Origin of the sequence: Paenirhizobium selenitireducens ATCC BAA-1503 (assembly GCF_900492185.1) — a bacterium.
Classification (GTDB): Bacteria; Pseudomonadota; Alphaproteobacteria; order Rhizobiales; family Rhizobiaceae; genus Allorhizobium; species Allorhizobium selenitireducens_A.
The window spans coordinates 56719-81533 of sequence record NZ_UEYP01000015.1 but is presented as its reverse complement, the minus strand read 5'-3'; the positions used below and the strand labels follow the sequence as shown (position 1 = coordinate 81533).

Annotated in this window: 27 protein-coding genes; 13 read left to right on the top strand and 14 right to left on the bottom strand. The window is 62.5% G+C overall.

The window, feature by feature from the left end; genetic code table 11:
- The first annotated feature begins 617 nt into the window (after window positions 1-617).
- Window positions 618-752 (top strand): hypothetical protein, encoded by a 135-nt coding sequence (locus RHIZ70P_RS23415; protein ID WP_268877539.1) that lies wholly within the window; start codon window positions 618-620, stop codon window positions 750-752.
- 1168 nt (window positions 753-1920) lie between these two features.
- Window positions 1921-2256: a helix-turn-helix domain-containing protein gene (locus tag RHIZ70P_RS19320; RefSeq protein WP_235842281.1), complete on the top strand. Its 336-nt coding sequence runs from the start codon at window positions 1921-1923 to the stop codon at window positions 2254-2256.
- Window positions 2257-2347: 91 nt separating this feature from the next.
- Here RHIZ70P_RS19320 and RHIZ70P_RS19315 read toward each other — a convergent pair whose 3' ends face one another.
- Window positions 2348-2980: an outer membrane protein gene (locus RHIZ70P_RS19315; RefSeq protein ID WP_115672094.1), complete on the bottom strand. Its 633-nt coding sequence runs from the start codon at window positions 2978-2980 to the stop codon at window positions 2348-2350.
- A 1076-nt stretch (window positions 2981-4056) separates the two neighbouring features.
- Here RHIZ70P_RS19315 and RHIZ70P_RS19310 point away from each other — a divergent pair.
- A complete protein-coding gene (locus RHIZ70P_RS19310; RefSeq protein WP_115672093.1) occupies window positions 4057-4485 on the top strand; it encodes a GNAT family N-acetyltransferase in 429 nt (142 codons plus the stop codon).
- A gap of 148 nt (window positions 4486-4633) precedes the next feature.
- Here RHIZ70P_RS19310 and RHIZ70P_RS19305 read toward each other — a convergent pair whose 3' ends face one another.
- Window positions 4634-4858, bottom strand: coding sequence for a hypothetical protein (locus RHIZ70P_RS19305; RefSeq protein ID WP_115672092.1), 225 nt, complete (start codon window positions 4856-4858; stop codon window positions 4634-4636).
- A gap of 167 nt (window positions 4859-5025) precedes the next feature.
- Here RHIZ70P_RS19305 and RHIZ70P_RS19300 point away from each other — a divergent pair, with 167 nt between their 5' ends.
- Window positions 5026-5337, top strand: coding sequence for a DUF1883 domain-containing protein (locus RHIZ70P_RS19300; RefSeq protein WP_115672091.1), 312 nt, complete (start codon window positions 5026-5028; stop codon window positions 5335-5337).
- A 6-nt stretch (window positions 5338-5343) separates the two neighbouring features.
- On the opposite strand, the gene RHIZ70P_RS19295 is transcribed toward RHIZ70P_RS19300, so the two are convergent.
- Together RHIZ70P_RS19295 and RHIZ70P_RS19290 are read right to left on the bottom strand one after the other, a co-directional pair.
- Window positions 5344-6654, bottom strand: coding sequence for a replication-associated recombination protein A (locus RHIZ70P_RS19295; RefSeq protein ID WP_115672090.1), 1311 nt, complete (start codon window positions 6652-6654; stop codon window positions 5344-5346).
- Window positions 6651-8054, bottom strand: a complete 1404-nt coding sequence (locus RHIZ70P_RS19290; protein ID WP_115672089.1) for a DegQ family serine endoprotease — start codon at window positions 8052-8054, stop codon at window positions 6651-6653. The genes RHIZ70P_RS19295 and RHIZ70P_RS19290 overlap by 4 nt, the downstream gene beginning before the upstream one ends.
- A 214-nt stretch (window positions 8055-8268) precedes the next feature.
- Here RHIZ70P_RS19290 and RHIZ70P_RS19285 point away from each other — a divergent pair, with 214 nt between their 5' ends.
- Window positions 8269-8589, top strand: a complete 321-nt coding sequence (locus RHIZ70P_RS19285) for a lysozyme inhibitor LprI family protein (RefSeq protein WP_115672101.1) — start codon at window positions 8269-8271, stop codon at window positions 8587-8589.
- A 106-nt stretch (window positions 8590-8695) separates the two neighbouring features.
- Here RHIZ70P_RS19285 and RHIZ70P_RS19280 read toward each other — a convergent pair whose 3' ends face one another.
- From RHIZ70P_RS19280 to ilvD, 3 genes are all read right to left on the bottom strand, one after another.
- On the bottom strand, window positions 8696-9031 hold the full coding sequence (locus RHIZ70P_RS19280) for a type II toxin-antitoxin system PemK/MazF family toxin (protein WP_115672088.1): 336 nt from the start codon (window positions 9029-9031) through the stop codon (window positions 8696-8698).
- A complete protein-coding gene (locus RHIZ70P_RS19275) occupies window positions 9018-9239 on the bottom strand; it encodes a type II toxin-antitoxin system PrlF family antitoxin (RefSeq protein ID WP_115672087.1) in 222 nt (73 codons plus the stop codon). Before RHIZ70P_RS19275 ends, RHIZ70P_RS19280 begins: the two co-directional genes overlap by 14 nt.
- Window positions 9240-9407: 168 nt before the next feature.
- A complete protein-coding gene (gene ilvD, locus RHIZ70P_RS19270) occupies window positions 9408-11243 on the bottom strand; it encodes a dihydroxy-acid dehydratase (RefSeq protein WP_115672086.1) in 1836 nt (611 codons plus the stop codon).
- A 339-nt stretch (window positions 11244-11582) separates the two neighbouring features.
- Here ilvD and msrP point away from each other — a divergent pair, with 339 nt between their 5' ends.
- The 3 genes from msrP (at window position 11583) to RHIZ70P_RS19255 (ending at window position 14116) form a co-directional block, all read left to right on the top strand.
- A complete protein-coding gene (msrP, locus tag RHIZ70P_RS19265) occupies window positions 11583-12530 on the top strand; it encodes a protein-methionine-sulfoxide reductase catalytic subunit MsrP (RefSeq protein ID WP_115672085.1) in 948 nt (315 codons plus the stop codon).
- A gap of 144 nt (window positions 12531-12674) precedes the next feature.
- Window positions 12675-13337: a protein-methionine-sulfoxide reductase heme-binding subunit MsrQ gene (gene msrQ, locus RHIZ70P_RS19260; protein ID WP_115672084.1), complete on the top strand. Its 663-nt coding sequence runs from the start codon at window positions 12675-12677 to the stop codon at window positions 13335-13337.
- A 137-nt stretch (window positions 13338-13474) separates the two neighbouring features.
- Complete coding sequence (locus RHIZ70P_RS19255) at window positions 13475-14116, top strand: hypothetical protein (RefSeq protein WP_115672083.1); 642 nt, start codon at window positions 13475-13477, stop codon at window positions 14114-14116.
- Window positions 14117-14431: 315 nt separating this feature from the next.
- Here RHIZ70P_RS19255 and RHIZ70P_RS19250 read toward each other — a convergent pair whose 3' ends face one another.
- The gene (locus RHIZ70P_RS19250; protein ID WP_115672082.1) at window positions 14432-16171 is read right to left on the bottom strand and encodes an aconitase family protein; all 1740 of its coding nucleotides are present in this window, start codon (window positions 16169-16171) and stop codon (window positions 14432-14434) included.
- Between the two features lie 215 nt (window positions 16172-16386).
- Between RHIZ70P_RS19250 and RHIZ70P_RS19245 the strand changes: the two genes are divergently transcribed.
- The 5 genes from RHIZ70P_RS19245 to RHIZ70P_RS19230 all read left to right on the top strand — a co-directional run bounded on the left by RHIZ70P_RS19245 (window position 16387) and on the right by RHIZ70P_RS19230 (window position 19654).
- Window positions 16387-16824, top strand: coding sequence for a YciI family protein (locus RHIZ70P_RS19245; protein WP_115672081.1), 438 nt, complete (start codon window positions 16387-16389; stop codon window positions 16822-16824).
- A gap of 15 nt (window positions 16825-16839) precedes the next feature.
- Complete coding sequence (locus RHIZ70P_RS19240; protein WP_115672080.1) at window positions 16840-17262, top strand: VOC family protein; 423 nt, start codon at window positions 16840-16842, stop codon at window positions 17260-17262.
- Between the two features lie 90 nt (window positions 17263-17352).
- Window positions 17353-18618, top strand: coding sequence for an RNA polymerase sigma factor (locus tag RHIZ70P_RS19235; RefSeq protein ID WP_115672079.1), 1266 nt, complete (start codon window positions 17353-17355; stop codon window positions 18616-18618).
- Between the two features lie 254 nt (window positions 18619-18872).
- Complete coding sequence (locus RHIZ70P_RS22825; RefSeq protein ID WP_147294024.1) at window positions 18873-19283, top strand: hypothetical protein; 411 nt, start codon at window positions 18873-18875, stop codon at window positions 19281-19283.
- Window positions 19283-19654, top strand: a complete 372-nt coding sequence (locus RHIZ70P_RS19230; RefSeq protein WP_115672078.1) for a hypothetical protein — start codon at window positions 19283-19285, stop codon at window positions 19652-19654. Before RHIZ70P_RS22825 ends, RHIZ70P_RS19230 begins: the two co-directional genes overlap by 1 nt.
- A gap of 353 nt (window positions 19655-20007) precedes the next feature.
- On the opposite strand, the gene rplQ is transcribed toward RHIZ70P_RS19230, so the two are convergent.
- The 6 genes from rplQ to secY all read right to left on the bottom strand — a co-directional run bounded on the left by rplQ (window position 20008) and on the right by secY (window position 24765).
- Window positions 20008-20430, bottom strand: a complete 423-nt coding sequence (rplQ, locus tag RHIZ70P_RS19225) for a 50S ribosomal protein L17 (protein ID WP_028735882.1) — start codon at window positions 20428-20430, stop codon at window positions 20008-20010.
- Window positions 20431-20550: 120 nt separating this feature from the next.
- A complete protein-coding gene (locus tag RHIZ70P_RS19220; protein ID WP_028735883.1) occupies window positions 20551-21561 on the bottom strand; it encodes a DNA-directed RNA polymerase subunit alpha in 1011 nt (336 codons plus the stop codon).
- 95 nt (window positions 21562-21656) lie between these two features.
- Window positions 21657-22046: a 30S ribosomal protein S11 gene (gene rpsK, locus RHIZ70P_RS19215; protein ID WP_115672077.1), complete on the bottom strand. Its 390-nt coding sequence runs from the start codon at window positions 22044-22046 to the stop codon at window positions 21657-21659.
- Window positions 22047-22179: 133 nt separating this feature from the next.
- Window positions 22180-22548, bottom strand: a complete 369-nt coding sequence (gene rpsM / locus RHIZ70P_RS19210; protein WP_115672076.1) for a 30S ribosomal protein S13 — start codon at window positions 22546-22548, stop codon at window positions 22180-22182.
- A 229-nt stretch (window positions 22549-22777) separates the two neighbouring features.
- Window positions 22778-23428, bottom strand: a complete 651-nt coding sequence (locus tag RHIZ70P_RS19205) for an adenylate kinase (RefSeq protein WP_115672075.1) — start codon at window positions 23426-23428, stop codon at window positions 22778-22780.
- Window positions 23425-24765 carry a preprotein translocase subunit SecY gene (gene secY / locus RHIZ70P_RS19200; RefSeq protein WP_115672074.1) on the bottom strand — a complete coding sequence of 447 codons (1341 nt, stop codon included), beginning with the start codon at window positions 24763-24765 and terminating at the stop codon, window positions 23425-23427. Before secY ends, RHIZ70P_RS19205 begins: the two co-directional genes overlap by 4 nt.
- Window positions 24766-24815: the final 50 nt, after the last annotated feature.

Genomic DNA, 24815 nt, shown 5'->3' with positions numbered 1-24815 from the left:
CGTCGCTGGGCAATATCACCCCCAGCGAGTTCGCAATGAAAATGGCTATGGAAAAACAGGCCGCATGAGGCCAGATTAAAAACCCAAGACTCTCCCGAAAACTGGAGGAAGATTGGGTCTCAGGTCATGAGGTCAAAAGGTCATCGTTTCCACGATAGTTCTCGTTGTGTCAGCCTCAGGCTGAGATCGTACGCGCCCTCGCCCGTCGCCGTATCCTCAGAACCTTCCTCGCTCGAAATCGCCATCTGGAATGTGTGTCAGACCGATCTGTCGTTGTGTCACCAGGCTTGTCGTAATCGATCCAGAAAAGCCTTGCGCTCTGGGGTTCCGGAAGCCGTTTTGTGTCAAACTGATTGTCGCTCCACAATAACAACGAGTTACAGCCCGAGGATCTTTCTTCGGGCTGGAGTTCAAAGAAGAACAAAACGAGATTCGAAATTGCGTGTGTTTGAAATAGCAAAGCCGGAGTCAACGACCCCGGCTTTGAATACCGCGAAAAGGCCGAAGCCCACGCGGGGCAATGAGACTCGCATCCCCTGCCTGTAGCACGGTGAGTATATGGGGTTTAGGGTCTCGGAGTCGAGGTAGCTTTGGCAGCCATTAACAGGGAGAACCCCATGGCTCGCAATGAACATACTTCGAAATCTGTTGCATCGACTGCTGCAAAGCTCCTGAGCAACCCGAAAACACCCGCGGCCGTCAAAAAAGTGGCAGCTTCGGCGTTGACGCAGGCGCCGAACAAAAAGAAGTAAGCGGCAGCAGCCATCCGCAGGCACCAGCATGCGGATGGCTCAATGGACACTCGCTTCGACGATTGAATGCGGAAACCAATCCGGACTATCTGCGCTGTCCAAAAATCAGCTACGCATCGTACCCCCGCAGATCAATGCCGCCGCCAAAAAAGAAGTAAGCCGACCGCTGCATGCGCTCGATCGCCCAGGGCTGGCACACGGGTTTGAAAGAGATGCGCCCCTGGGGGAGCCTCTGGCTGCACTGTTTCTGAAGTAAAAATGCAGAACCGGAATAACGGCCAACCAATAAGCTATTTCTTTTTGCGGGGAGTACGCTGTGAATAACTTGTGGATATCCGAGTTATCAACAACAAGACAAAAAAAGTGCTTGCAGCCACTTTTCCACAATATATAGTAGGTATCGGAAAAATGGATCCTACATCTAGCGTACCACTATAAAAATGCAACGATTCTTCCACGCGGTCAAGGTGGTTGTGGATTTTGTGCATAAATCCATACTGGACAAACTATCTAGCCACGCAGAACATACAAAAAAGGCGACGCAACCTGGAAGTTACGTCGCCTCGGAACAGCCAGGGAGCGTCTGCCGCCCTGCGGTTCGTGTGCTTGCTAAAGCGCGGCCATGCTGTTCCTCCGATCAATGGATGTCAAGTACGCCCGTGCTGCTTGGCGTGTTAATGATGCAGAAGGAAGGAGAAAAACACATGGCCGTAGGTCGTACAGCGCGCACGGGTGAGATTTGCCCTGAAAGCGGTGTCTGGAAAGTCGTTGGAACGCCTTCGACTACAGCGCCGATTTCGAAGGGCAACAAGATGCCCCCGTATGGTGGCAAAGCTGTAACTTGGCAGCTGATTCAGTTGGCTTAACCGCGCCATATGAGCCATATGAGAAGTGAGTTTTTCTGCACGGGCAGAAGGCGCTCATTGGATAATAGGCACCCGGCCTCTGCTAGGTGCCTATTGTTGTAGATCAGCACGGTCGGCATACCGCACCCGCGTCGACCAAGCATTTAGACAACGCCTATCGGCGACGGAGGGAGACCAGTTCTCTCTCATCGTCCAAAGCAGTCTCATCGCTTAGTGTATCTCGGCCATGTGCGGGACCGGGACGAGAGAATGCTCATTCTGACTTCCAGAAAAGATGTCCCCTTTGCGGCGGCAGGATTAAAATGAATGATGGCAAATTCTCGCCATCGGACTGGTCCCGCCTCGACGCCATGAGCGACGCGGAAGCGGAAGCCAACGCGCTCAGCGACCCCGACAACCCGCCCCTGACGGCAGATCAGCTCCGCGCCGCATCCCGCATGCCCCAGGTTAAGGTCATCCGCCGGGCCTTGCGCCTGACCCAGGAGGCGTTTTCCGCGCGCTACCAGATCCCGCTCGGCACCCTGCGCGACTGGGAACAGGGGCGCTCGGAGCCCGATGCCCCTGCTCGCGCCTATCTGAAGGTGATCGCCGTGGATCCGAACGGGGCCGCAAAGGCGCTGGCCAAAGGCGCCGCCTGAACGCGCCCCACCTCTCCGCCTGAATGCCACCCAGAAACACAAAAGGCGCCGGTCACCCGGCGCCCTTCGCATATCCAAGCTTCTGAAAAGACTAGAACTTGTAGTTCACGCCGCCCTTGATGACATGGTCGCTGATGTCGGTCTGCGAGGTGGTGACGCCGTCGAAGCTGCGCACGTCGTTGGTGCGGACATAGTTGTATTCGACCTTGGCGGAGAGGTTGGCATTGAGGTTCTGCTCGACGCCGGCGCCGAGCAGGTAGCCGGGCTTCCAGCCGTCCGGGCCTTCGACGGTCTTGCCGTCGCGCAGGCTGGTCATGGCCATGCCGGCGGTGCCGTAGAGCAGCGTTTCGCCCATGGCTGCACCCGCCTTCGCCTTGGCGGCGACGCGATGACGCTCGATGAGCGCGCCGCGCGGCACGTCGACCTCGGTGTCACCCAGGTGCGAATATTCCAGTTCGCCGCCGACGATCACGCCGTTGACTTCGGTGTTGTAGCCGCCCTGGATGCCGCCCATGAATTCCTTGTCCCCGGCAAACGGATTGATCCGCTCGGACGACATGCCGGCATGGATACCGGCATAGGCGCCGGTAAAGCCGGATGATGTGGCAGCCGGTTCCTCATAGGAAGGCGCGGGTTCGGAATAGGTCAGGTCGGCGGCGTGGACAGGGGCGGTTGCAAAGGCCGCCATCAGCGTCAGCGCCAGAGGCTTCAGGGTCTTGGTCATGGGTCTACTCCATACAGAGCCCGTACCCTTCAAGGGACGGGCGAACACATTTCTACACTGCCTGCCACGGCGCGATCCCTCTTGCCGGACCATTGCCCCCCGGCACTCGCGCCGCCGCAGCAGGTCCCTTCTAACTTTCACGAATCGATAAACACTTCCTTAACCGCGGCTTGCGGTCCCGGATCGAGGCAGAGACGTTTCGTCGCAATCGACCGCGCGGGGCCCCAAGCCAACCCCATCTGCCCCCGCCCTTCGAGGGTCGCATGCGCTCCCACCTCAGGGTGAGGGCTTCCGTTGTGCGCCTCGGTCAAGGGATACCATGAGCACATCGGCATGAGAGGCGCCGCCGGGCACCCTCATGTTGAGGTGCCCAAGCAAAGCGAGGGCCTCGCAGCATCCGGCCGCGAACGCCACCAGCCGGGGAAGACCAGCCCCAATTCCCCAACAAAATCAGATCCGACGCGGCACATTCCTTCCCGCCCCATCGCCCAGCCCCAGACTCATCCCGTTCCGCCCTCGGATAAACCACAAAGCACTGTGGCGAGGCGGGGCCGGCGCCGGGGAAGGAGGAAGGACGCGAGAGCCTTTACCCGGGGTCCGCGGACAATGGTCTCCCCCTGGCGACGTGGGGTAAGGTTTTCGGGCTTTGTACGGTCCAAACCCTTGCCGGTCCTGACAGCGCGCCGGGAGCGCCTGTGTGGCGTGGCATGGTGGTAAGACCGGGTTGTGCGGGTGTGCGGGCGTCCGCCGGTCAAAAGCCGGGGCCCGCGTGAAAAATCCCCGGCAAGGGCCGGCGCCGCAGAGAGGCCGAAGTCGCGGGGCAAAAACCGCCGAACGGGGCGCCTTCGGGTGTCATTTTTTATCTTACGCGGCAGCCCGAGGCGCTCCGTTCGTCTGCCACCGGGCAGGCAAGAAAGAAAACCATCAAACCACGGGGCGCTCGCGTGAAGGCGGAGCCGCGTCCTGCGGGCAGACAGCTTGCCGGGCGGTACGGGTCACTGGACAGGCGCGCCCGGCCCGGCCATCAAGACCGTCAGCACAACAGCGCGAGTCGGTCTGCAGGAAGGAAAAGCCCCATGCAAAGTCCCATTATCGAAACCGTGCCGGACAACCCCTCGGACGAAGACCGCCATGCCGTCTACCAGGTGCTGAAGGCCTACAACACCGCGCAGACGGGAAATGGCGACCGGCCGGATTTCGCCGTGCTGGTGCGCCATCCGGAAACGCGCGCGGTCGAGGGCGGGCTCTATGGCGAGGAGAGCTTCGGCTGGGCCTTCATCCGCTATCTCGTCGTGCCGGAGGCCTATCGCGGACAGGGGATCGGCAGCCGGCTGATGGCGGAGGCGGAGAAGATCTCCCGCGACCGAGGCTATGTCGGCATCTGGCTCGACACCTACGAGTTCCAGGCCCGCCCGTTCTACGAGAAGCTCGGCTATCATGTCTTCGGCGAGTTGGAAGGCGGAGACGGCGCACACGGCCAGTTCTTCCTGAAGAAGCGCTTCTGAGACGGACGTCGGCGACAGGAGGGCGCGGCAGCAACTTCAGGCAAAAAGAGACCCCGGCGGAGGTGCTCGGGGTCAGTGGAGTGGAGGGAATGGCAATGGCGTTTACCGCCTTGTTTCTTATCGGATTGGCTCGGTCGCTTCGCGATGGTCAGACCTCGCCTCGACGGCGCCAGTAGCGAAGGCGCATGCGCGGCGCGATCAGACGGGCGATGAAGGGCGCGGCCACGAAGGAGATGACGACGACCAGCGGCAGCAGATATTTCGCCTGTTCGTTGAAGGCCGGAACGGACAGAACGGTGATTGCGCCCGCACCGAAGATGACGGCATTCACCATCATCGAAACGAATATGTTGAGATAGGTGTTGGTCTTCATCGGATTGCTCCCGGCGGTGGATCGCTGTCAGTCAAACGCCGCCATGCCAAGAATGTTCCCGAGAAAGCGAGGGGGCGTTCTCGCCGGTGGAAACGGCGAAAAACGCTTCCTTAACCGCGGCCCGCTAGACTGGCCGCCTCAATTCCCTTCGACAGACGAGCAACAGAATGGCCAAGCCGACCTTTCGTTTTACCCATTACGACCTGAAGGAACAGCGGGCCGGGGCGATCATCGAAGTCACGCTGTCGGCGGTCAACAATGTGCGGCTGATGACGCCGGGCAATTTCCAGCGCTTCAAGGAAGCCCTCGATTTCAAGTATGTCGGCGGCGTGGCCAAGAAGTCGCCGATCCGGCTTGCCATTCCCGAAAGCGGTCATTGGCATCTGATCGTCGACATGGAAGGCCATCATGGCCTCGCCGATTCGGCCGTCAAGATGATCGCCGCGCCGGCAACCGCAAGGGCGCCGAAGGCCTCTTGATCCCCGTCAGCCGCCCCGCTCGCGCCTGAGCTTCGCCCACCAGTCCAGCCGCTTGCGGATCTCCCGCTCGAAGCCGCGCTCCGGGGGATCGTAGAAGGTCTGGCGGCCCATCTTCTCGGGGAAATAATCCTGGCCGGAAAAGGCATCCGGCTCGTCGTGGTCGTAACGATAGCCCTCGTTGTAGCCTTCCGCCTTCATCAGCTTGGTCGGCGCATTGAGGATGTGCTTCGGCGGCAGCAGCGAGCCGTTCTCCTTGGCGGCGCGCATTGCCGACTTGTAGGCCATGTAGACGCCATTCGACTTCGGCGCGGTGGCGAGATAGACGCAGGCCTGGGCCAGCGCCAGTTCCCCCTCCGGCGAGCCGAGATAGTCGTAGGCGTCCTTCGCCGCGTTGCAGATCACCAGCGCCTGCGGATCGGCCAGACCGATGTCCTCGACCGCCATGCGCACCAATCGGCGGCCGAGATAGAGCGGGTCCTCGCCGGCGTCGAACATGCGGCAGAGATAGTAGAGCGCGGCATCGGGATCGGAACCGCGCACCGACTTGTGCAGCGCCGAGATCAGGTTGTAATGGCCGTCCTGGCCCTTGTCGTAGACGGGCGCCCGGCGCTGGACGATCCGGGTCAGGCCCTCGGTGTCGAACACCTCTCCTGCCCTCGCCGCTCGCCAGACTTCCTCCGCCAGCGTCAGCACGGCGCGGCCGTCGCCGTCGGCCATGCGGATGAGGCTTGCCCGTGCGTCGGCGTCGAGCGGCAGCGGCTTGCACTCGACTTCCTCGGCGCGCTTCAAAAGCGTCGCCAGGCTCTCCTCATCATGGGCCTTGAAGGTCAGGACCCGGGCGCGCGACAGAAGCGCGGCGTTGAGTTCGAAGGACGGGTTCTCCGTCGTCGCGCCGACGAGGATCACGGTTCCGTCTTCCATGACCGGCAGGAAGCTGTCCTGCTGAGCGCGGTTGAAGCGATGGATCTCGTCGACGAAGAGCAGGGTCTGGCGCCCATCCATGCGGCGCATGCGGGCGGCCTCGAAGACCTTCTTCAGGTCGGCGACGCCGGAAAAGATCGCCGAGATCTGCTCGAAGGCGAGACCCGCCTCGCCGGAGAGGAGCCGTGCCACCGTCGTCTTGCCGGTGCCGGGCGGCCCCCAGAAGATCATCGAGCCGAGCGAGCCGGACGCGATCATGCGCGCCAGCACGCCGTCCTCGCCGGTCAGGTGCTCCTGGCCGGTGACCTCGGCCAGCGTCTTCGGGCGCAGCCGGTCGGCGAGCGGCCGGCGGGCCTCCACGTCCTTGGGAAGATGCGGCGCGAAGAGATCGCTCATCGGAAAATCTGCTGGATGCGCTGGCCGTCGCGCTCGACCTCGACGCGCCAGAAACCGGGGGTCTCGGCCAGCACCGCCTCCATGACAGAGGTCGAGGCAATGTTGACGCCGTTGACCGAGACGATGATGTCATGCGGCGCGAAGCCGAGGCGGGCAGCCGGCGAGCCACGGACGATCTCGGTGATGACGACACCGGTGACTTCTGAGGGCATGCGCAGCTCGAAGGCGAGCTTCGGCGACAGGTTGGCGATACGGGCGCCGGCAAAGGGGCTGCCCCCTTCGATCAGCCGCTCGTCGCGGGGCATGGTCTCCGGCGCACCGGTCAGCGTCATGGCGATCTCTGACTCGCGACCGTTGTCGCGAATGGAGAGCTTCACCGTCTTGCCGAGTCCGGCCGTCGTCAGCCGGTAGCCGAGCGCATCGGGATGCTCGACCGGAATGCCATCGACCGCCTCGACGACCTGGCCTGCCTTCAGCCCGGCCTTGGCGGCCGGTCCACCCTCGACGACCCGCACGACAAGCGCGCCGCGCACCCTTTCAAGGCCGAGCGCTTCGGCGACATCCGAGGTCACCGGCTCGAAGGTGGCGCCGACATAGGGGCGCTCGAAGCTGGCATCGCCGCGCTCGGCGGCGGCGAGGAACACCTTGACCAGATTGGCGGGGATGGCAAAGCCGATGCCGTTCGAGCCGCCGCCCTTGGAAAAGATCGCCGTGTTGATGCCAAGCAATTCGCCCTTCATGTTCATCAGCGCGCCGCCGGAATTGCCCGGATTGATCGAGGCGTCGGTCTGGATGAAGAAGCCGAAATCGCCCTCCGTTACCCGGTTGCGGGCGAGCGCCGAGACGATGCCGCTGGTAACCGTCTGGCCGACACCGAAGGGATTGCCGATGGCCAGCACCAGATCGCCGACCTCCACCTTGTCGCTGTCGCCGATCACCAGAGCCGGAAGCTCTTCCTTGGCGTCGATCTTCAGCACGGCGAGATCGAGACGCTCGTCTTTCAGCACGACCTTGACCGGGAATTCGCGGCCGTCGGAGAGCGCCACCTTGATGTCGTCGGCACCGTCGATCACGTGGTTGTTGGTGACCACCATGCCGTCCGCACCGACAATGACACCGGAGCCGAGCGAGGACTGCTTCTCCGTGCGGTTCGGCATGCGCTGGCCGAAGAACTGCTCGAAGAAGGGATCACCGGCAAAGGGCGAGACGCGGCGCTGCACCATGCGCTCGGCATAGACGTTGACGACCGCGCCATGGGTCTGCCTGACCAGCGGCGCAAACGACATCTGCATCTCGGAAGCCGACTGCGGAACACGAAGCTCCTGCGCGAAGGTCGACACCGGCAGCGCGGCGAGAAGCGCAAGCGCCGAGACAGCCAAACCACGAACGATGCCCTGCATGGGTTACTCCTCATTGTTTCCAAGGATCAATAGGCGCCGGACGGGCAAAAGAAAAGCGTCGGAGCCGCACCGGTCGGCGCATTGCCAAAGGTAATCGTGAATTGAACTTTTCCAAGGCGGAGACGTTGGGCCTGACGAAATGCTCAAGGAGAATTCCACCATGCCGATCAGCCCGTTCGCTCGTCTGTTTCAGCCCATCGCCGCGTTTGCGATCATGGCTGGTCTCGGTACGGGATTCCCCCTGCCGGCAGCGGCCGCGAGCTTCGACTGCGACAAGCCGGAGCTTGCCGCCGACGAGACCGCGATCTGTGCCAATCGCGACCTCAACGACATGGATGTGAAGATGGCGACCACCTTCGAACTGATCACCGGCCTCATGCCGATGGGCAGCCGCGGCGTGGTGCAGGACGAGCAGGTCGAATGGCTTTCCAAGCGCCAGGCCTGCAAGGCGGATCTCACTTGCCTAAGGGCGGCGTATGCTGAGCGGCTGACGCAGATGAAGAGCGTCTACGACCTGATCGAGCAGCCGAAGTGACCGGTAGCGGCCCACCCGAACAGGCGATTAGGTGCTTATGCGATTAGGCAATTAGCTATCTAAATTGACGTAGAGACGTGTTCGCGGCTGTCAGTGAACAGAAAGGCTAGCCGAGCAAACGCCGCACCCTGTCCGAGACCCTCTGGCGCTCCTCGACAGAAACTGCTCCCAGGCGCTCGATATGTCGCTTCTCAACGGTCGCGATCTTCACGGGGCGGACGACGGAGTGGACGGGAAGACCGGCCGCGGAAAGATCGGCGATGGGGATATCGTCTGCCCATGGCCGATTCTCGGCGGAGGTAATCATGACCACCCAGAGCAAAGCGCCGTCTTCGCCGATTCCGCCTTTCGACACCACGAGTGCCGGACGATGCTGGCGGGTGTTGCGATCGGTATAGGGAAATGGCACGCGAACCACATCGCCAGGCTCAAAGGTCGGCATAGGCTTTCCTGTCGGCTTCGCCATCCCACTCGCTGAAGGTGATGAAGGGGTCATCGGCTCCATCGGTGACCGGCTCACGGCTGATCGTCACGCGACCGTTGGTTTCGATCGTATAGCGGATCGCATCGCCCTCCTTCAGTTGAAGGGCGGACCGCACGGCCTGTGGAATGGTCGTCTGCGCCTTGCTTGTCAGCTTGCTGGTAATCATCACAACACCTCCAAAACTAAAAGTAAGGAACCTCCTTACCTTTCGCAATGGGATCGACGCAGCAGACGTCGTACGATCAGCGGAGCTCAGGTTCAATAGCAAAGAAAGCGCCGGCGAAAACCAGCCGGCGCTTCTGAAATCGGACTTAGAACGACAGACCGGTCGTGCTTATTCCGGCAGGATCCGGACCGCACCCTTGTCGGCGCTGCTGGCGAAGGCGGCGTAGGCCTTGAGCGCGGTGGTGACGTTGCGCTTGCGGGGGCTCGACGGCTTCCAGCCGAGGGCATCCTGCTCGGCACGGCGCTTGGCCAGCACGTCCTCCGCAACGGCCAGATTGATCGTGCGGTTCGGGATGTCGATCTCGATCGTATCGCCTTCGCGCACCAGGCCGATCGTGCCGCCGTTCGCCGCTTCCGGCGAGGCGTGGCCGATGGAAAGGCCCGACGTTCCGCCGGAGAAGCGGCCGTCGGTGATCAGCGCGCAGACCTTGCCGAGGCCCTTCGACTTCAGGTAGCTGGTCGGATAGAGCATTTCCTGCATGCCCGGGCCGCCCTTCGGGCCTTCGTAGCGGATGACGACGACATCGCCGGCAACAACTTCGTTCGAGAGGATCGCCTTCACGGCGGCGTCCTGGCTTTCATAGACCTTGGCCGGACCGGTGAACTTCAGGATCGACTCGTCGACGCCGGCGGTCTTCACGATGCAGCCGTCGAGCGCCAGATTGCCCTTGAGCACTGCCAGGCCGCCATCCTTGGAGAAGGGATGCTGGGCATCGCGGATGACGCCGTTTTCGCGGTCGAGGTCGAGCTCTTCCCAGCGGGCCGCCTGGCTGAAGGCGACCTGGGTGGGTATGCCGCCCGGTGCGGCACTGAAAAGCTTGAGGGCCGCCGGATCTTCGGAAACCGAAATGTCCCACTTGGCCAGCGCGTCGCCCAGGGTCCGGGCGTGAACGGTCGGCAGCTCGGCATTGAGCAGGCCGGCGCGGTTCAGTTCACCGAGGATGGACATGATGCCCCCTGCCCGGTGGACGTCTTCCATGTGCACGTCGGCCTTGGCCGGGGCGACCTTGGACAGGCACGGAACCTTGCGCGACAGGCGGTCGATGTCGTCCATGGTGAAGTCGATTTCGGCCTCGTGCGCGGCGGCGAGGATGTGCAGAACGGTGTTGGTCGAACCGCCCATGGCGATGTCGAGCGCCATGGCATTCTCGAAGGCGCCCTTGGAGGCGATGACGCGCGGCAGTGCGGTCGCGTCGTCCTGCTCGTAGTAGCGCTTGGCGAGCCCGACAATGCTGCGGCCGGCCTCGAGGAAGAGTTCCTTGCGGTCGGCATGAGTGGCGAGCGTCGAGCCGTTGCCCGGCAGCGACAGGCCGAGCGCCTCGGTCAGGCAGTTCATCGAATTGGCGGTGAACATGCCCGAGCACGAGCCGCAGGTCGGACAGGCCGAGCGCTCGATGGTGGCGACGTCCTCGTCGGAGATCGCTTCGTCGGCGGCGGCGACCATGGCGTCGACCAGGTCGAGGGCCACCTTCTTGCCGTGCATGACGACTTTGCCGGCCTCCATCGGGCCGCCCGAGACGAAGATCGTCGGGATGTTGAGGCGAAGCGAGGCCATCAGCATGCCGGGGGTGATCTTGTCGCAGTTGGAGATGCAGACCATGGCGTCGGCGCAGTGGGCATTGACCATGTATTCGACGCTGTCGGCAATCAGTTCGCGCGACGGCAGCGAATAGAGCATGCCGTCATGGCCCATGGCGATGCCGTCGTCGACGGCGATCGTATTGAATTCCTTGGCGACGCCGCCGGAAGCCTCGATTTCGCGGGCGACCAACTGGCCGAGGTCCTTGAGGTGAACGTGGCCGGGCACGAACTGGGTGAACGAGTTGACCACCGCGATGATCGGCTTGCCAAAATCACTGTCCTTCATGCCGGTGGCGCGCCAAAGGCCGCGCGCACCCGCCATGTTGCGGCCGTGGGTCGTGGTTCTCGAACGATAGGCTGGCATCGGTGTCACCTCGGATCTTGTCTTGCTTCTTGCCGGGCTTGGGGCTGGCCGACAAGGATCGGCAGCGAGCGTTTCTGCTCCGGAATTTGACCTTGTGATAGGGCAAGGCCCTTATTGTGTCACTATCAGCATAGCGCAAAACGGTACGCTTGGCATCCGGTCGCTTCGTTCGGCACGGCTTGCGGGTATGCGGTCGAGCGGGGTGCCACAAGATCAGACGATCAAGCCGCCTACACGAAAATGTGGTCGCAAGTTTCTTTTCGTGGCGATGAAACTTCGATCAGATTTGCTACGTAGAGAGACATAGATAGACCGCAACGACAGCGAAAGAGCAGACCCATGTCCCGCTACCGTCCGCCGAAGATCGCCTCGAGCGAGATTATGCCGCAATCGCTCTACATCAATCGCCGCAGCCTGATCGGCGCGGCTGCCGCCGGGATGGCCCTGACGGTCGCACCCAAGGCCTTTGCCGCGGCCATCGCCGCCAAGCCGAGCCAATATGTCCTGACGGAAAAGCCGACAGACAAGCAGGACGTCACCACCTACAATAACTTCTACGAGTTCGGCACCGACAAGATCGACCCGATCAACAATTCCGGCGCCTTCCAGACCCGGCCCTGGACGATCGAGGTCGGCGGGCTTGTGGCCAAGCCCCAGGTGATCGACATCGAAACGATCCTCAAGGATTTCCCGATGGAGGAGCGCGTCTACCGCATGCGCTGCGTCGAGGCCTGGTCGATGGTCATCCCCTGGGTCGGCTTTCCGCTCGCCTCGCTGCTCGACCGGGTGGAACCGCTCGGCTCGGCCAAATATGTCGCCTTCGAAACCGTGGTGCGGCCCGATGAGATGCCGGGTCAGCGCGGCCTGTTCCAGCCGATGAAATGGCCCTATGTCGAGGGGCTACGACTCGACGAGGCACGCCATCCGCTGACCATACTGGCGACCGGCCTCTATGGGGAAACCCTGCCGAACCAGAACGGCGCGCCGCTTCGGCTCGTCGTGCCTTGGAAATACGGTTTCAAGGGGATCAAGTCGATCGTGCGCATCACGCTCACCGAGAAAGAGCCGCCGGCGAGCTGGAACGTCATGCAGCCGAGCGAGTACGGCTTCTATGCCAACGTCAATCCGGCGGTCGACCACCCGCGCTGGAGCCAGGCGACCGAACGGCGGATCGGCGAGTCGAGCGGCCTCTTCGGCGGGGCTCGAATGAAAACGCTTCCCTTCAACGGCTATGCCGATGAGGTCGCCGGCCTCTATGCCGGCATGGACCTGACGAAGTTTTACTGACGAGAACGTGGGCCCTGCTTCGCCCCCCCTCATCCGGCGCTGCGCGCCACCTTCTCCCCGCCGGGGAGAAGAGGTCACGCCGCCGCCCTGCCCTTCAGCTCAAGGGACGTCGAGGGTGCACCACATTGACACCGGAGACTGACGATGGTCATGCCTTCCCTGCCCGCCCGCTATAAACCGGCCTCCGTCTGGGCGCTCTATGCGATCGGGCTGCTGCCGGGGCTGTATGCCTTCTATCTCGGCATTTTTGGCGGGCTGGGCGCCGATCCGGTGCGGGCCTTCGAGCACCTGCTCGGGCTCTGGGCTCTCAGGTTCCTCTGCCTCGGGCTGGCCGTCACGCCGATTCGGGATCTGTTAGGTGTTAATCTAATTAGCTATCGACGCGCACTCGGCCTCCTCGCCTTCTACTACGTCCTCGCCCATTTCGCCGTCTATCTGACGCTCGACCGCGGGCTGATCCTGTCGTCGATCGCTGGTGACATTCTCAAGCGGCCCTATATCATGCTCGGCATGGCGGGACTGTTGATGCTGATCCCGCTGGCGGCCACCTCCAACCGCTGGTCGATCCGCAGGCTCGGACAAAGGTGGAACCGACTGCACAAGCTGGTCTATGCGATCGCGGCCGCCGCCGTGCTGCACTATGCGCTGTCGCTGAAGGCGATCACCGCCGAACCGGCCTTCTACATCGCCGTGGTGATCGTGCTTCTGGCCTACCGGCTGGTGCGGCCGAAGATCATGGGCTGGAAGCGGGCCAGCAAGCCCGGCAACAGGGCCGTGCGCGCGCCCGTGGCAAGCACCGGCGACTGACGGTAACGCGGGCCGGCGGCTCTCCGTACCAATCAAAGTCAGCACAATCGCGGTCGCGCCACGACAGGGGCGTTGATGCATGCGATAGACTCCGCACAAGCCCCGGGCGGCCGGCGGCAATACGTACGGAGACGATCATGAAGGCGAAGGTCGCGGTTCTGTTTCTGGCGATGACTGCTCTGGTGGCCGCGTTGCCGGCCCGCTCGCAAGACGGCATGACGATGACGACGCCGGTGTTCGGCCAGATCATCTTCTACCAGCTGCCCGCGGCCTTTCAGCCAAGCTACGAGGATGCCAGCACCGACGGCTACATCCAGGAAGCCGTGCCGGCGGGCGAGACCGTCAACGACTGGTCGCAGATGATCACCATGACCGGCGTCAAGGACGCCGAGGGGCAGGCCGACATGCTGGAGGGCGCCGCCCAGGTGCTGGCCGGTCATTTCCAGCAGGCCTGTGCGGACACCTTCACCGGAACCTCGTTCGGGGCGACCGAGATCAATGGTCTTGCCGGACTGGTGGTGTTTCTCGGCTGCGGCACGGTCGCACCTTCCGAGGAGGGTCAGGAGGCGCGCAGCGAAACCGCCGTCATCGTCTACGTCAAATCCGCCTTCGGCTATGTCACTGTGCAATGGGCCGAGCGCGGCCCGCCTATGGCTGCCCGGCCGGAATACGACATCGACACCTGGAAACCGCGCCTCGCCCAGCTCCTGCCGATCCGCCTCTGCGACGCCGTCACCGGCGAAGAACCGCCCTATCCGAGCTGCAACGCGCAGCCATGACCGGCGCGCACTGGCGGGCTCTCGCCTTGGTTTCGCTGGTCAGTGCGGTACGGACGAGCGGTGGCCGCCCCTCTTCTCCCCATCGGGGAGAAGGTGGCGCGTAGCGCCGGATGAGGGGGAGCGAAGCTTATGTTCGCTAAGAGGGATGGTGGCTTCGCCCCCCCTCATCGCCTCGCATACGCTCGGCACTTTTCCCCGATGGGGAGAAGAGGGAGATCCAAACCGGCGCCGTGAGTGCGACCGGCTCATCCGCAAGGCACTGCGATGGCGCTTGTCAGCAAACCGACCGCCCAGCCGCCGATCGCTGCGTGCCGTTCAGCCCAACCAGGCCGGCAGGGCGGCAGGCGCGCGGCCCGTTACGGCCGCCGCAACGCAATCGGCAAGGGCGGCGAAGCGGACCTGCTTGCCGCTCAGGCCCGGGCCGTAATGGGCGTATTTGCCGGAATTGGTGAGGATGGTTCGCGCAGCCGGCGGGACGATGGGCTGCAAGACCGTGCACCAGCAGGCATCGCGCACGAAGGTGACGCCGAAGGCCTCGAGGGTGGCGGCGATGCCGGCCTCGACGATGCGGGCATGGGTGGCGCGGCTCAGGGTGACGGTGAGCGCCACGTCCGCGTGTTTCGTCCGGCCGGCACAGAGTTTTGCCAGTGCCCGGCACTCGTCGAAGGAGAAATGCGGATTGCCGAGCGCCACGAGATCGACCGTGTCGCCGTTGGTCGGATTGAAATGATGCCAGTCGTCGGCAAGGTCGCTGCGGGTGACTTTGACGATCTGAAGCGCTTGGCCGCCGGTCGCGGCTGAGAGCGTCGGCGCCTCCGGCGTGACGCCGACGATGTGGAACATCGGTGCGGCCGAGGTCGTGGCGAAGGCGGCGCCGAAGGCCTTGAGGTCGTCGGCGGTCGGGTGAGCGTGCTCCAGGCCTGTGACGGCGGGGATGGCGTTCGGCGCCAGTGTGCCGACCCGATAGCCGAGCAGCGGCCAGAAGCTGTCGTCGCGGCCCTCCATCGCCTCCACCTCGACGACCAGCCGCGCCTTGCGGTTCTCGTCGAGATGACAGCCCGCCTCGGGCGCCCGGCCGGTGAGCGCGATGCAGATGTCGAGGAGATCCGGATATTTCATCGTGCGGGCGCCGAGCACGCTGTTGGCATAGACGACGGCGTTCGATTCGGCCCAGGCGATGTTCTCGCCTTCGGCCGGCGCACCCTTCAGCTGGTACGGGGCGCAGGTGAAGGTCGGCCGGGCGCCCATGCGGAGATAGGCATCGGCCAGGGCGCTGGCTGCCATCGAGAGAACCGGGTCGGTACCCTGCTCGCGCCAGCGCGCCTGGTCGGCGGAAATGGCGTTGAGCGAGGTCGGCACGACGACCCTGCCGCCCCAGTCCGCGAGCTTTTCCGCGAAGTCGAGGCTTGCCGGGCCGGTATAGATGCAGCCGTCGACATGGACCTGGGCGACGTCGATCAATCGCCCGGCGCCGAGCAGTTCGGCCATGCGCACGACGATCCGCATCGCGGTGCGCGTCGCCTGAGGCACGGCGTCTGACAAAAGGTGTTGGTCCTTGTCGCTCAAGACGAGTTTCGGTAAGGCGACGGGCGGGGCCGCGTCGTTCAGCCCGTGGCTGGCGCCCGGCACGGCCACCAAGCCGGCCCCAATGCGAAGGACATCCAGCCCTTCGAGGCGGGCGAAGGCTTCCGGTGCGATCACGGCGATCGGCAGCGAGCGGCCGTACATTTCCTCGGCGACCATGACGCCGAGCGTCAGGATCTCCTCGGCCTGGGAGAAGACCATGCCGGCCGGCGCCTTGCCGTTGAGGATGAGCTGCATCAGCACGGCGCTGCCGGTACAGGAACCTCGGCCGCCGGGGATCGCCAGAATCGTGCCCTCGAGGCAGCGGCCATGCAGCGGGTGCGCCTGGTCGATCACCAGGCCGGTCTCCGGATCGACGCCACCCCAGAAGCTCAGCGCCGTATCGGAAAAGAGCAGCGGCCCTTCGGCGGCACCTTCGATCAGCATCCGGGCGGGCGCGGCAAACGGGTTTAGATCGGTTTCGACAGACATGCACTCCCCTTCCCCACGTGACATCATCATCGACTACCACGCCCGAGGGTCAAATCAAGCTGCGAGCCTTGCGCACTGCAAAGTCATGGTGTGTCATGGCGACCAGCCGCGCTATTTGAAGAAAAAGTTCGGTGCGATGTCGAATCCGACGGAAGCCGTTCGTCATGGGGGTGTAGGCGCCGCTCCGGTGCGCCGTTTCTAAGAGGAGAACGACGATGCGGGTAATGGTGATGGTCAAGGCCACGGATGACAGCGAAAAGGGCATCATGCCCTCGACCGAGCTTTTCGAGCAGATGGGCAAGTTCAACGAGGAACTGGTGGAAGCCGGCATCATGCTGTCGGGCGACGGATTGAAACCTTCGAGACTCGGCAAACGGGTGGCCTTCGACGGCTCCAGCCGCCGGGTGATCGACGGTCCCTTCGCCGAGACTCGGGAACTGGTGGCCGGCTACTGGATCTGGGAGGTGAAGGACATGGCCGAGGCGGTGGAATGGGTCAAACGCTGTCCCAATCCGATGCCCGGCCCGAGCGAGATCGAGATCCGCCCGTTCTACGAGATGGCGGATTTCGCCGAAATCGCCTCGCCCGAGGGACAGGCAAGCCATGACCGCGCCGGCGAGGGGCTCGCAGCCCGCGACGGCAATCAGGGTTGAGACTGGAGAAGACCCATGACCAGGATGATCTTCGTCAACCTGCCGGTGCGCGACCTAGCCGCGTCGCAGGCCTTCTATGAGGCGCTCGGCGGAACGCTGAACCCGATGTTCTCCGACGAACAAGCCAAGTGCCTGCTGTTCTCCGAGGCGATCGGCGTGATGCTGCTGACGCACGAGCGCTACCGGCAGTTCACCAGCCGGCCGATCGGCGATGCGAAGCACCAGAGCCAGGCACTGCTGGCGCTGAGCGTCGAGACGCGCGACGGCGTCGACGCGGTCCTTGAAACGGCCGCTGTCGCCGGCGGCACGGCCGATCCAAACCCACGCCAGGATCTCGGCTTCATGTACAGCCGCTCGGTCGAGGACCCGGACGGGAATGTCTGGGAGATCATGTGGATGGACCCGGCGGCGGCGGCCGGAGGACCGCCGGACGCCTAGGTGGCGTCATGCGGCGAAAGGGATTGCGGCCCTGGTCACCGTCACCGCCGGCCGTTGACTGAAACGGCCGAGTCCGCATACTGCCGCCGCATGGAGACATCCGAGGCGCACCGGACGGCGGAAACCGTCTTTCGCATGGAACGGGCCCGGCTGATCGCCGGGCTCGCCCGGATCGTGCGCGATGTCGGCCGGGCCGAGGAGCTGGCGCAGGACGCGCTGGTGGTCGCCCTCGACCGCTGGCCGACGAGCGGCATTCCCGACAATCCCGCCGCCTGGCTGATGGCGACCGCCAAGCGGCGCGCCATCGACGCGCTGCGCCGCGCCCGCATGATGGAACGCAAGCACGACGAGATCGGCCGCGATCTGGAACTCGAACAGGACAGCACGATCGAAGCGATCGAGGCGAGCATGGACGACGACATCGGCGACGAACGCCTGAGCCTGATCTTCGCCGCCTGCCATCCGGTGCTCTCCACCGATGCGCGGGTGGCGCTGACGCTCAGGCTGATCGGCGGGCTGACGACGGACGAGATTGCCCGCGCCTTCCTGTCGAGCGAGACGACGATCGCCCAGCGGATCGTCCGGGCAAAGAAGAGCCTCGGCGGGGCCGGCATTGCCTACGAGGTGCCGCGCGGCGCCGAGCGCGACGCGCGTCTCGCCTCGGTGCTGGAAGTGGTCTACCTGATCTTCAACGAAGGCTATGCGGCGAGCGCCGGCGAAGACGCGATCCGCCCGCAACTCTGCACCGAGGCGATGCGCCTTGGCCGCATTCTCGCGCGTCTTGCCCCCGACGATCCGGAAGTGCACGGGCTGCTGGCGCTCATGGAAATCCAGTCGTCGCGTCTAATCGCCCGAAATGGCCCGGACGGCGTGCCGCTGACGCTGGAGACGCAGAACCGGGCGCGTTGGGACCAGTTGCTCATTCACCGCGGGTTCGCGGCGCTGGAGCGGGTCCGTGCGCTCGGCGGTGAAGACGGCGCCTATGCCCTTCAGGCGGCGCTGGCGGCCTGCCACGCCCGCGCACGGCGCTTCGAGGACACGGACTGGCGGATGATCGCCGGGCTCTACGACCGGCTGCTCGCCGTCCTGCCCTCCCCCGTGGTGGCACTCAACCGGGCCGTGGCCCATGCCATGGCGTTTGGACCGGAGACGGGGCTGGCGCTGCTGGACGCGCTGGAGGACGAGCCGGCGCTGAAGGGCTACGCGCCGATGGCGGCCGCGCGCGGCGACTTCCTGCTGCGGGCCGGGCGGCGGGCGGAGGCACGGGTCGCGTTCGAGCGGGCGGCGGAACTCAGCGGCAATGAGAGCGAACGGGCGTTCCTGCTCGGTCGGACCCGTGAATGTGGTACTTCTTAACCGGAATGGCATGGCAAATAGCGGGAGATGAAGGGCACCGCAGAAATTCGGTTGTTGCCATTTCTTTTGCAATTTCCGGATGACCGACTTATGCGTAGCACATTGGCAAACGGGGCGACGTGAGTATGCTGTTTTTGATATTGGTATTGCTACCGCCAATCCTGTTCTTTCTAGCGTGGTATCTGAGTTGGCCGATCTTTCCCGGACAGGGCCCGCTGACTACTACCGACGCATGGTCGGCTGTAGGTACCATTTTGGGATACTATGGAGTAGTATTCTCTGGATACGCGGCATACCAGGTAAAAGAGCTCTCAGATAGGTATTTCGCAAGGACAAGATTCCCGCAGATCAAGAGGAATCTGGAAGATATAACTAAACAAATGGCGAACAGTGGGGATAAAACAGCATCACAACTGAGACGTGAACGATTTATTGCCTCAATTCCAGTAACATTGGGAGAGGTAAAAAGGGTTCCCGGCCACAATTTGAATGTACTCATAAAAAGAGCAAAAATCGAACACCAGACTCTAATAACATGGATAAATACAGACGATAAAAAAGAAATCTACGCAAAGGCGGAATCCAGTTACTGGAATTTGTACAGAACGCTTGAAGAGGTTTCCCAGGAAATAGCCGCGCACATTAAAGATCAGGTGGCAAAGTAATGTCTTACAGCGAAACAGACTGGGTTAAAGCGATCACCAAACTTATAGAGTTGACCTCACGAGGGGAGGTATCTTGGGACTTATTCAAGCAGTACGAGGAGGACTCCTGGACGGTCGTCGACAGGGCATACGCCTCTGAATTCAACCGAAAAAACTATGTTGTCAAATCGTCTCGATACAAACGCTACATTGATGAAGAATCTTGGTTTTGGTCGGCAAAATTCGAGTTTGAAGTCTACAAAATTGATGAGAATCTAGAGTATCTGCGGATCGCAACCGCGCCCGAGCTAAGTATTACCGCCAATCTTTTCTCTGTCGTCGAAAGCAGCTTCGCCTTCAAAGAAAATGCCTTGAAGGGGCTGCTCGACTAATTGTCTCAGGCCAACAGATTGGCGGACATGTAACGTGGAAGCCCGACGCCTAACGCCTCGGAAAGAAGCTAGCGAAGGAGCGGACGCTGGCTCACAGCACTGTGCCGTTCTAAGTCTTCCCTATTTACCGGACTGCGACAAACCGTAACCAGTGCTTCGGCTTCAAAGCCGACAGCTAACCTCATAGCGGATCAGACGCACTCCGCTCGCACCGCGCCAACGGCAATACTCAAGCGCTTGATTTCTCGCACACGAACCAGACACGCCACCTCCGGATCCCGACTGCCACAGACACAAAAAGCCGGGCGATCACTCACCCGGCTTTTCAATGGCATTCCCTTGCGGGAAGAACCTTACGCTGCTTCAGCTTCGGCTTCGGCGGCGACGCGGGCCTTGTCGGCTGCGCCCTTGGCATCGACGTCGCGCTCGACGAATTCGATGACGGCCATGGCGGCATTGTCGCCCTGGCGGAAGCCGGCCTTCATGATGCGCAGGTAGCCGCCGTTGCGGGTGGCGTAGCGCGAGGCGATGGCGTCGAACAGCTTCTTGACGGCGTCAAGATCGCGGATCTGCGAGATGGCCTGACGACGAGCGTGCAGGTCGCCGCGCTTGCCCAGCGTGACCAGCTTTTCGACGATCGGGCGAATTTCCTTCGCCTTCGGCAGGGTGGTGACGATCTGCTCATGGGTGATGAGCGAAGCAGCCATGTTGGCGAACATCGCCTTACGATGGCTGGCGGTACGGTTCAGCTTGCGACCGGCTTTCTGGTGGCGCATTGCTATTCTCCTTCTACGCAGGCTCCCGCTCTATGCGGCGGCCCTGCCGTTTCCTGACACATACAGGCATCCGCCTGCAGTTTGACTGGAAAGGCAGAGGTGAACCTGCCTTTTTGTTTCTTAGTATTGGTCTTCGTAGCGCTTGGCGAGATCTTCGATGTTCTCGGGCGGCCATGCCGGCACTTCCATGCCGAGGTGCAGGCCCATGGAAGCGAGAACTTCCTTGATTTCGTTCAGCGACTTGCGGCCAAAGTTCGGAGTGCGGAGCATTTCTGCTTCGGTCTTCTGAATGAGGTCGCCGATGTAGACGATGTTGTCGTTCTTCAGGCAGTTGGCCGAACGGACCGAAAGCTCGAGCTCGTCGACCTTCTTGAGGAGGGCCGGGTTGAACGCGAGTTCGGTGACGGCTTCCTCTTCGACTTCCTTCTGCGGCTCGTCGAAATTGACGAAGACGCCGAGCTGATCCTGGAGAATGCGGGCCGCGAAAGCGACAGCATCTTCACCGGTGATCGAACCGTCGGTCTCGATGGTCATGGTCAGCTTGTCGTAGTCGAGAACCTGTCCTTCGCGGGTGTTTTCCACCTTGTAGGACACCTTCTTGACCGGCGAGTAGAGGCTGTCGACCGGGATGAGACCGATCGGAGCATCTTCAGCGCGGTTACGATCGGCCGGCACATAGCCCTTGCCGTTGGCGACGGTGAATTCCATGCGGATCTCGGCGCCCTCGTCGAGGGTGCAGATCACATGGTTCGGGTTGAGGATTTCGATATCGCCAACCGTCTGAATGTCACCGGCGGTCACGACGCCCGGACCCTGCTTGCGCACGACCATGCGCTTCGGATCATCGCCGTCCATCTTGATGGCGATTTCCTTGATGTTGAGCACGATGTCGGTCACGTCTTCCCGGACGCCCGGGATCGACGAGAACTCATGCAGCACGCCGTCGATCTGGACGGCGGTGACGGCACCGCCACGCAGCGACGACAAGAGCACGCGACGCAGCGCGTTGCCGAGCGTCAGGCCGAAACCGCGTTCCAGCGGCTCGGCGACGAGGGTCGCCTTGGTGCGGCCGGACGAGGTGAACTCGACCTTGTTCGGCTTGATCAGTTCCTGCCAATTCTTCTGAATCATTATTTTACCTTCCGTTCGTCGCCACCATCCAATCGTGGCTACCGAGCTAACACCGAGAGGAGCGCCTTAGCGCTCATCGGCGGGATGAAAGATGATCAGACGCGACGCTTCTTGCGCGGGCGGCAACCATTGTGCGGGATCGGGGTCACGTCGCGGATCGAGGTGATCATGAAACCCGCAGCCTGCAGAGCGCGCAGAGCGGATTCACGACCCGAACCCGGGCCGCAGACTTCCACTTCGAGCGACTTCATGCCGTGTTCCTGCGCCTTCTTGGCAGCATCTTCAGCGGCGATCTGGGCGGCGAACGGGGTCGACTTACGCGAACCCTTGAAGCCCTTGGCACCAGCGGACGACCAGGCAATGGCATTGCCCTGCGCGTCGGTGATGGTGATCATCGTGTTGTTGAACGTCGAGTTGACGTGGGCGACGCCCGACGAGATATTTTTGCGTTCGCGACGGCGTACGCGGGTGGCTTCCTTGGCCATGACTTCCCTTTCGTTGATCTGAACACCGCCGTAGTTCCAGCGGCTACACCGGAAAGGGCCAAGACAGCCCCTTACCAAACTCAAAGAAGGCCGGCACTGACGCGCCAGCCTTCCATCCCGGAAGATCCGGAAATTACTTCTTCTTACCAGCGATCGCCTTTGCCGGGCCCTTGCGGGTGCGGGCATTGGTGTGGGTGCGCTGGCCGCGAACCGGAAGGCCGCGACGATGGCGCAGGCCACGGTAGCAACCAAGGTCCATGAGGCGCTTGATGTTCATCGCGGTATCGCGACGAAGATCGCCCTCGACCTGGTAATCGCGGTCGATGGTTTCGCGGATTGCCAGAACTTCGGCATCCGTGAGCTGATGAACGCGACGCTCAGCCGGAATACCGACCTTCTCGACGATTTCAGCAGCGAATTTCGGACCGATCCCGTGAATATAGGTCAGCGCAATAACTACGCGCTTCGCGGTCGGGATGTTGACGCCAGCGATACGTGCCACGCCTATTCTCCTTGCTTCCAGTTGCCATCCGGCAAGTGGTGTCTCGTTACACGGCCTTTCGGGCCGCAATTACAAATAAGGTTCTCAACAAGTCAAAACGATCGAACCCGGTCTCCCCGAAGGAAGAACGCGCCGATCGCATAATTGCCGCGAGTTGGCGCGCTATTTAGCGGAATCAGTTGCTGAAAGCAACCGGCCCCGCGAAGATTCTTGAAATGTCCCGCCAGGCTCAGAGCTTGGCGAGTACAGCTTCAATGTCCGCCGTGACGGCGTCGATCTCGGCCATGCCGTCCACGGACTTCAGGATGCCCTTGGCATAGTAGTAGCCGATCAGCGGCGAAGTCTTCTTGTAGTAGTCCTGAAGCCGCGTGGTCATCGTCTCGGCATTGTCGTCGGGGCGGCGCTTGAACTCGGTCGAGCCACATTTGTCGCAGACACCCTCGACCTTGGGCTTCTGCAGCCGGTCGTGATAGCCCGTGCCGCATTTGGCACAGGTATAGCGGCCCGAAACGCGATCGACGAGAACCGAATCATTGACCTGCAGTTCGATCACCACGTCGAGCTTCATGCCCTTGGCGGAAAGCATCGCCTCGACCGAATCAGCCTGTACGAGGGTGCGCGGATAACCGTCGAGAATGAACCCCTTGGCGCAGTCCGGCTGATCGATCCGCTCGGAGACGATCGCATTGACGATATCGTCGGACACCAGTTTGCCGGCATCCATTACCGCCTTGGCCCGCTTGCCGACTTCCGTGCCGGCGCTGACCGCAGCGCGGAGCATGTCACCAGTGGAAAGCTGCGGAATACCGTACGTCTCGACAATACGCTGGGCCTGGGTGCCCTTCCCCGCGCCCGGCGGCCCCAAAAGGATAAGTCTCATCGTCCCCTCTTTCCTCCACGCAACTTCGACTTCTTGATCAGGCCCTCATATTGCTGGGCAATCAGGTGACCCTGGATCTGTGCTACAGTATCAAGGGTGACGCTGACAACAATCAAAAGCGAAGTACCACCAAGGGCTAATGGAATGCCCGTCTGGGCAACCAGCATCTCGGGGAGGATGCAGACGAAGACGAGGTAGATAGCGCCGACCACGGTGATGCGGGTCAGGACGTAGTCGATGTATTCTGCGGTCCGCTCGCCCGGACGGATGCCCGGGATGAAGCCGCCATGCTTCTTCAGGTTGTCGGCCGTGTCCTTCGGATTGAAGACGATGGCCGTGTAGAAGAACGCGAAGAAGGCGATCAGCGCACCATAGAGCGCCATGTAGAGCGGCTGGCCGTGGCCGAGCGCCGAGACGATCGTGGTCGCCCAGGCCGGCAGGGTCGAGGTTCCGGCAAAGCCCGCAGCGGTCGCCGGCAGAAGCAGCAGCGACGAGGCGAAGATCGCCGGGATGACGCCGGAGGTGTTGAGCTTCAGCGGCAGGTGCGAGGTATCGCCCTGGAACATGCGGTTGCCGACCTGGCGCTTCGGATACTGGATCAGCAGGCGGCGCTGGGCACGCTCGACGAAAACGATCAGGGCGATGACGCCGATCGCGACGAGAATCACCGTGAGGATGATCACCGTCGAGAGCGCACCGGTGCGGCCGAGATCGAGCGTATGGGCAAGCGCCGTCGGCAGGCCGGCGGCAATGCCGGCGAAGATGATCAGAGAAATGCCGTTGCCGATGCCGCGGGAGGTGATCTGCTCACCGAGCCACATCAGGAACATGGTGCCGCCCAAGAGCGTGACGACGGTCGAAATGCGGAAGAACCAGCCCGGATCGGCGACCATGCCCTGCCCGCTCTCGAGACCGACGGCAATGCCATAGGCCTGGAGCGTGCCGAGCAGCACGGTGCCGTAGCGGGTGTACTGGTTGATGATCTTGCGGCCCTGCTCGCCCTCTTTCTTGAGGTTTTCGAGCGCCGGGACGACCGAGGTCATCAGCTGAACGATGATCGAGGCGGAGATATAGGGCATGATGCCCAGGGCAAAGATCGCCATGCGCTCGACGGCGCCGCCGGAGAACATGTTGAAGAGGCCCAGAATGCCGCCCGACTGGCCCTTGAAGGCAGCCGCATAGGCTTCGGGGTTGAGGCCGGGCAGCGGAATGTGGGTGCCCAAGCGATAGACAAGCAAGGCGGCCAGCGTGAACCACAGACGCTTCTTCAGATCCTCCGCCTTGGCGAAGGTCGAGAAGTTGAGGTTCGAGGCCAATTGTTCCGCTGCAGAAGCCATGAAATTCTCCGCAAAACCAAAACCGGGGCGAATGTGCCGGACCGGTGGCT

Excerpts from the sequence above, each read along its gene's own strand:
- RHIZ70P_RS19240 (WP_115672080.1), top strand. The coding sequence starts at position 16,840 with ATGACCAGGATGATCTTCGTCAACCTGCCGGTGCGCGACCTAGCCGCG.
- RHIZ70P_RS19310 (WP_115672093.1), top strand. The coding sequence starts at position 4,057 with ATGCAAAGTCCCATTATCGAAACCGTGCCGGACAACCCCTCGGACGAA.
- RHIZ70P_RS19320 (WP_235842281.1), top strand. The coding sequence starts at position 1,921 with ATGAATGATGGCAAATTCTCGCCATCGGACTGGTCCCGCCTCGACGCC.
- RHIZ70P_RS19315 (WP_115672094.1), bottom strand. The coding sequence starts at position 2,980 with ATGACCAAGACCCTGAAGCCTCTGGCGCTGACGCTGATGGCGGCCTTT.
- RHIZ70P_RS19275 (WP_115672087.1), bottom strand. The coding sequence starts at position 9,239 with ATGATTACCAGCAAGCTGACAAGCAAGGCGCAGACGACCATTCCACAG.
- RHIZ70P_RS19250 (WP_115672082.1), bottom strand. The coding sequence starts at position 16,171 with ATGTCTGTCGAAACCGATCTAAACCCGTTTGCCGCGCCCGCCCGGATG.
- RHIZ70P_RS19285 (WP_115672101.1), top strand. The coding sequence starts at position 8,269 with ATGGCTGGTCTCGGTACGGGATTCCCCCTGCCGGCAGCGGCCGCGAGC.
- rpsK (WP_115672077.1), bottom strand. The coding sequence starts at position 22,046 with ATGGCCAAGGAAGCCACCCGCGTACGCCGTCGCGAACGCAAAAATATC.
- msrP (WP_115672085.1), top strand. The coding sequence starts at position 11,583 with ATGTCCCGCTACCGTCCGCCGAAGATCGCCTCGAGCGAGATTATGCCG.
- RHIZ70P_RS19300 (WP_115672091.1), top strand. The coding sequence starts at position 5,026 with ATGGCCAAGCCGACCTTTCGTTTTACCCATTACGACCTGAAGGAACAG.
- RHIZ70P_RS19220 (WP_028735883.1), bottom strand. The coding sequence starts at position 21,561 with ATGATTCAGAAGAATTGGCAGGAACTGATCAAGCCGAACAAGGTCGAG.
- RHIZ70P_RS19305 (WP_115672092.1), bottom strand. The coding sequence starts at position 4,858 with ATGAAGACCAACACCTATCTCAACATATTCGTTTCGATGATGGTGAAT.
- RHIZ70P_RS23415 (WP_268877539.1), top strand. The coding sequence starts at position 618 with ATGGCTCGCAATGAACATACTTCGAAATCTGTTGCATCGACTGCTGCA.
- RHIZ70P_RS19235 (WP_115672079.1), top strand. The coding sequence starts at position 17,353 with ATGGAGACATCCGAGGCGCACCGGACGGCGGAAACCGTCTTTCGCATG.
- RHIZ70P_RS19245 (WP_115672081.1), top strand. The coding sequence starts at position 16,387 with ATGCGGGTAATGGTGATGGTCAAGGCCACGGATGACAGCGAAAAGGGC.
- ilvD (WP_115672086.1), bottom strand. The coding sequence starts at position 11,243 with ATGCCAGCCTATCGTTCGAGAACCACGACCCACGGCCGCAACATGGCG.
- RHIZ70P_RS19230 (WP_115672078.1), top strand. The coding sequence starts at position 19,283 with ATGTCTTACAGCGAAACAGACTGGGTTAAAGCGATCACCAAACTTATA.
- rplQ (WP_028735882.1), bottom strand. The coding sequence starts at position 20,430 with ATGCGCCACCAGAAAGCCGGTCGCAAGCTGAACCGTACCGCCAGCCAT.
- RHIZ70P_RS19290 (WP_115672089.1), bottom strand. The coding sequence starts at position 8,054 with ATGCAGGGCATCGTTCGTGGTTTGGCTGTCTCGGCGCTTGCGCTTCTC.
- RHIZ70P_RS19295 (WP_115672090.1), bottom strand. The coding sequence starts at position 6,654 with ATGAGCGATCTCTTCGCGCCGCATCTTCCCAAGGACGTGGAGGCCCGC.
- msrQ (WP_115672084.1), top strand. The coding sequence starts at position 12,675 with ATGGTCATGCCTTCCCTGCCCGCCCGCTATAAACCGGCCTCCGTCTGG.
- RHIZ70P_RS19205 (WP_115672075.1), bottom strand. The coding sequence starts at position 23,428 with ATGAGACTTATCCTTTTGGGGCCGCCGGGCGCGGGGAAGGGCACCCAG.
- RHIZ70P_RS19255 (WP_115672083.1), top strand. The coding sequence starts at position 13,475 with ATGAAGGCGAAGGTCGCGGTTCTGTTTCTGGCGATGACTGCTCTGGTG.
- secY (WP_115672074.1), bottom strand. The coding sequence starts at position 24,765 with ATGGCTTCTGCAGCGGAACAATTGGCCTCGAACCTCAACTTCTCGACC.
- RHIZ70P_RS19280 (WP_115672088.1), bottom strand. The coding sequence starts at position 9,031 with ATGCCGACCTTTGAGCCTGGCGATGTGGTTCGCGTGCCATTTCCCTAT.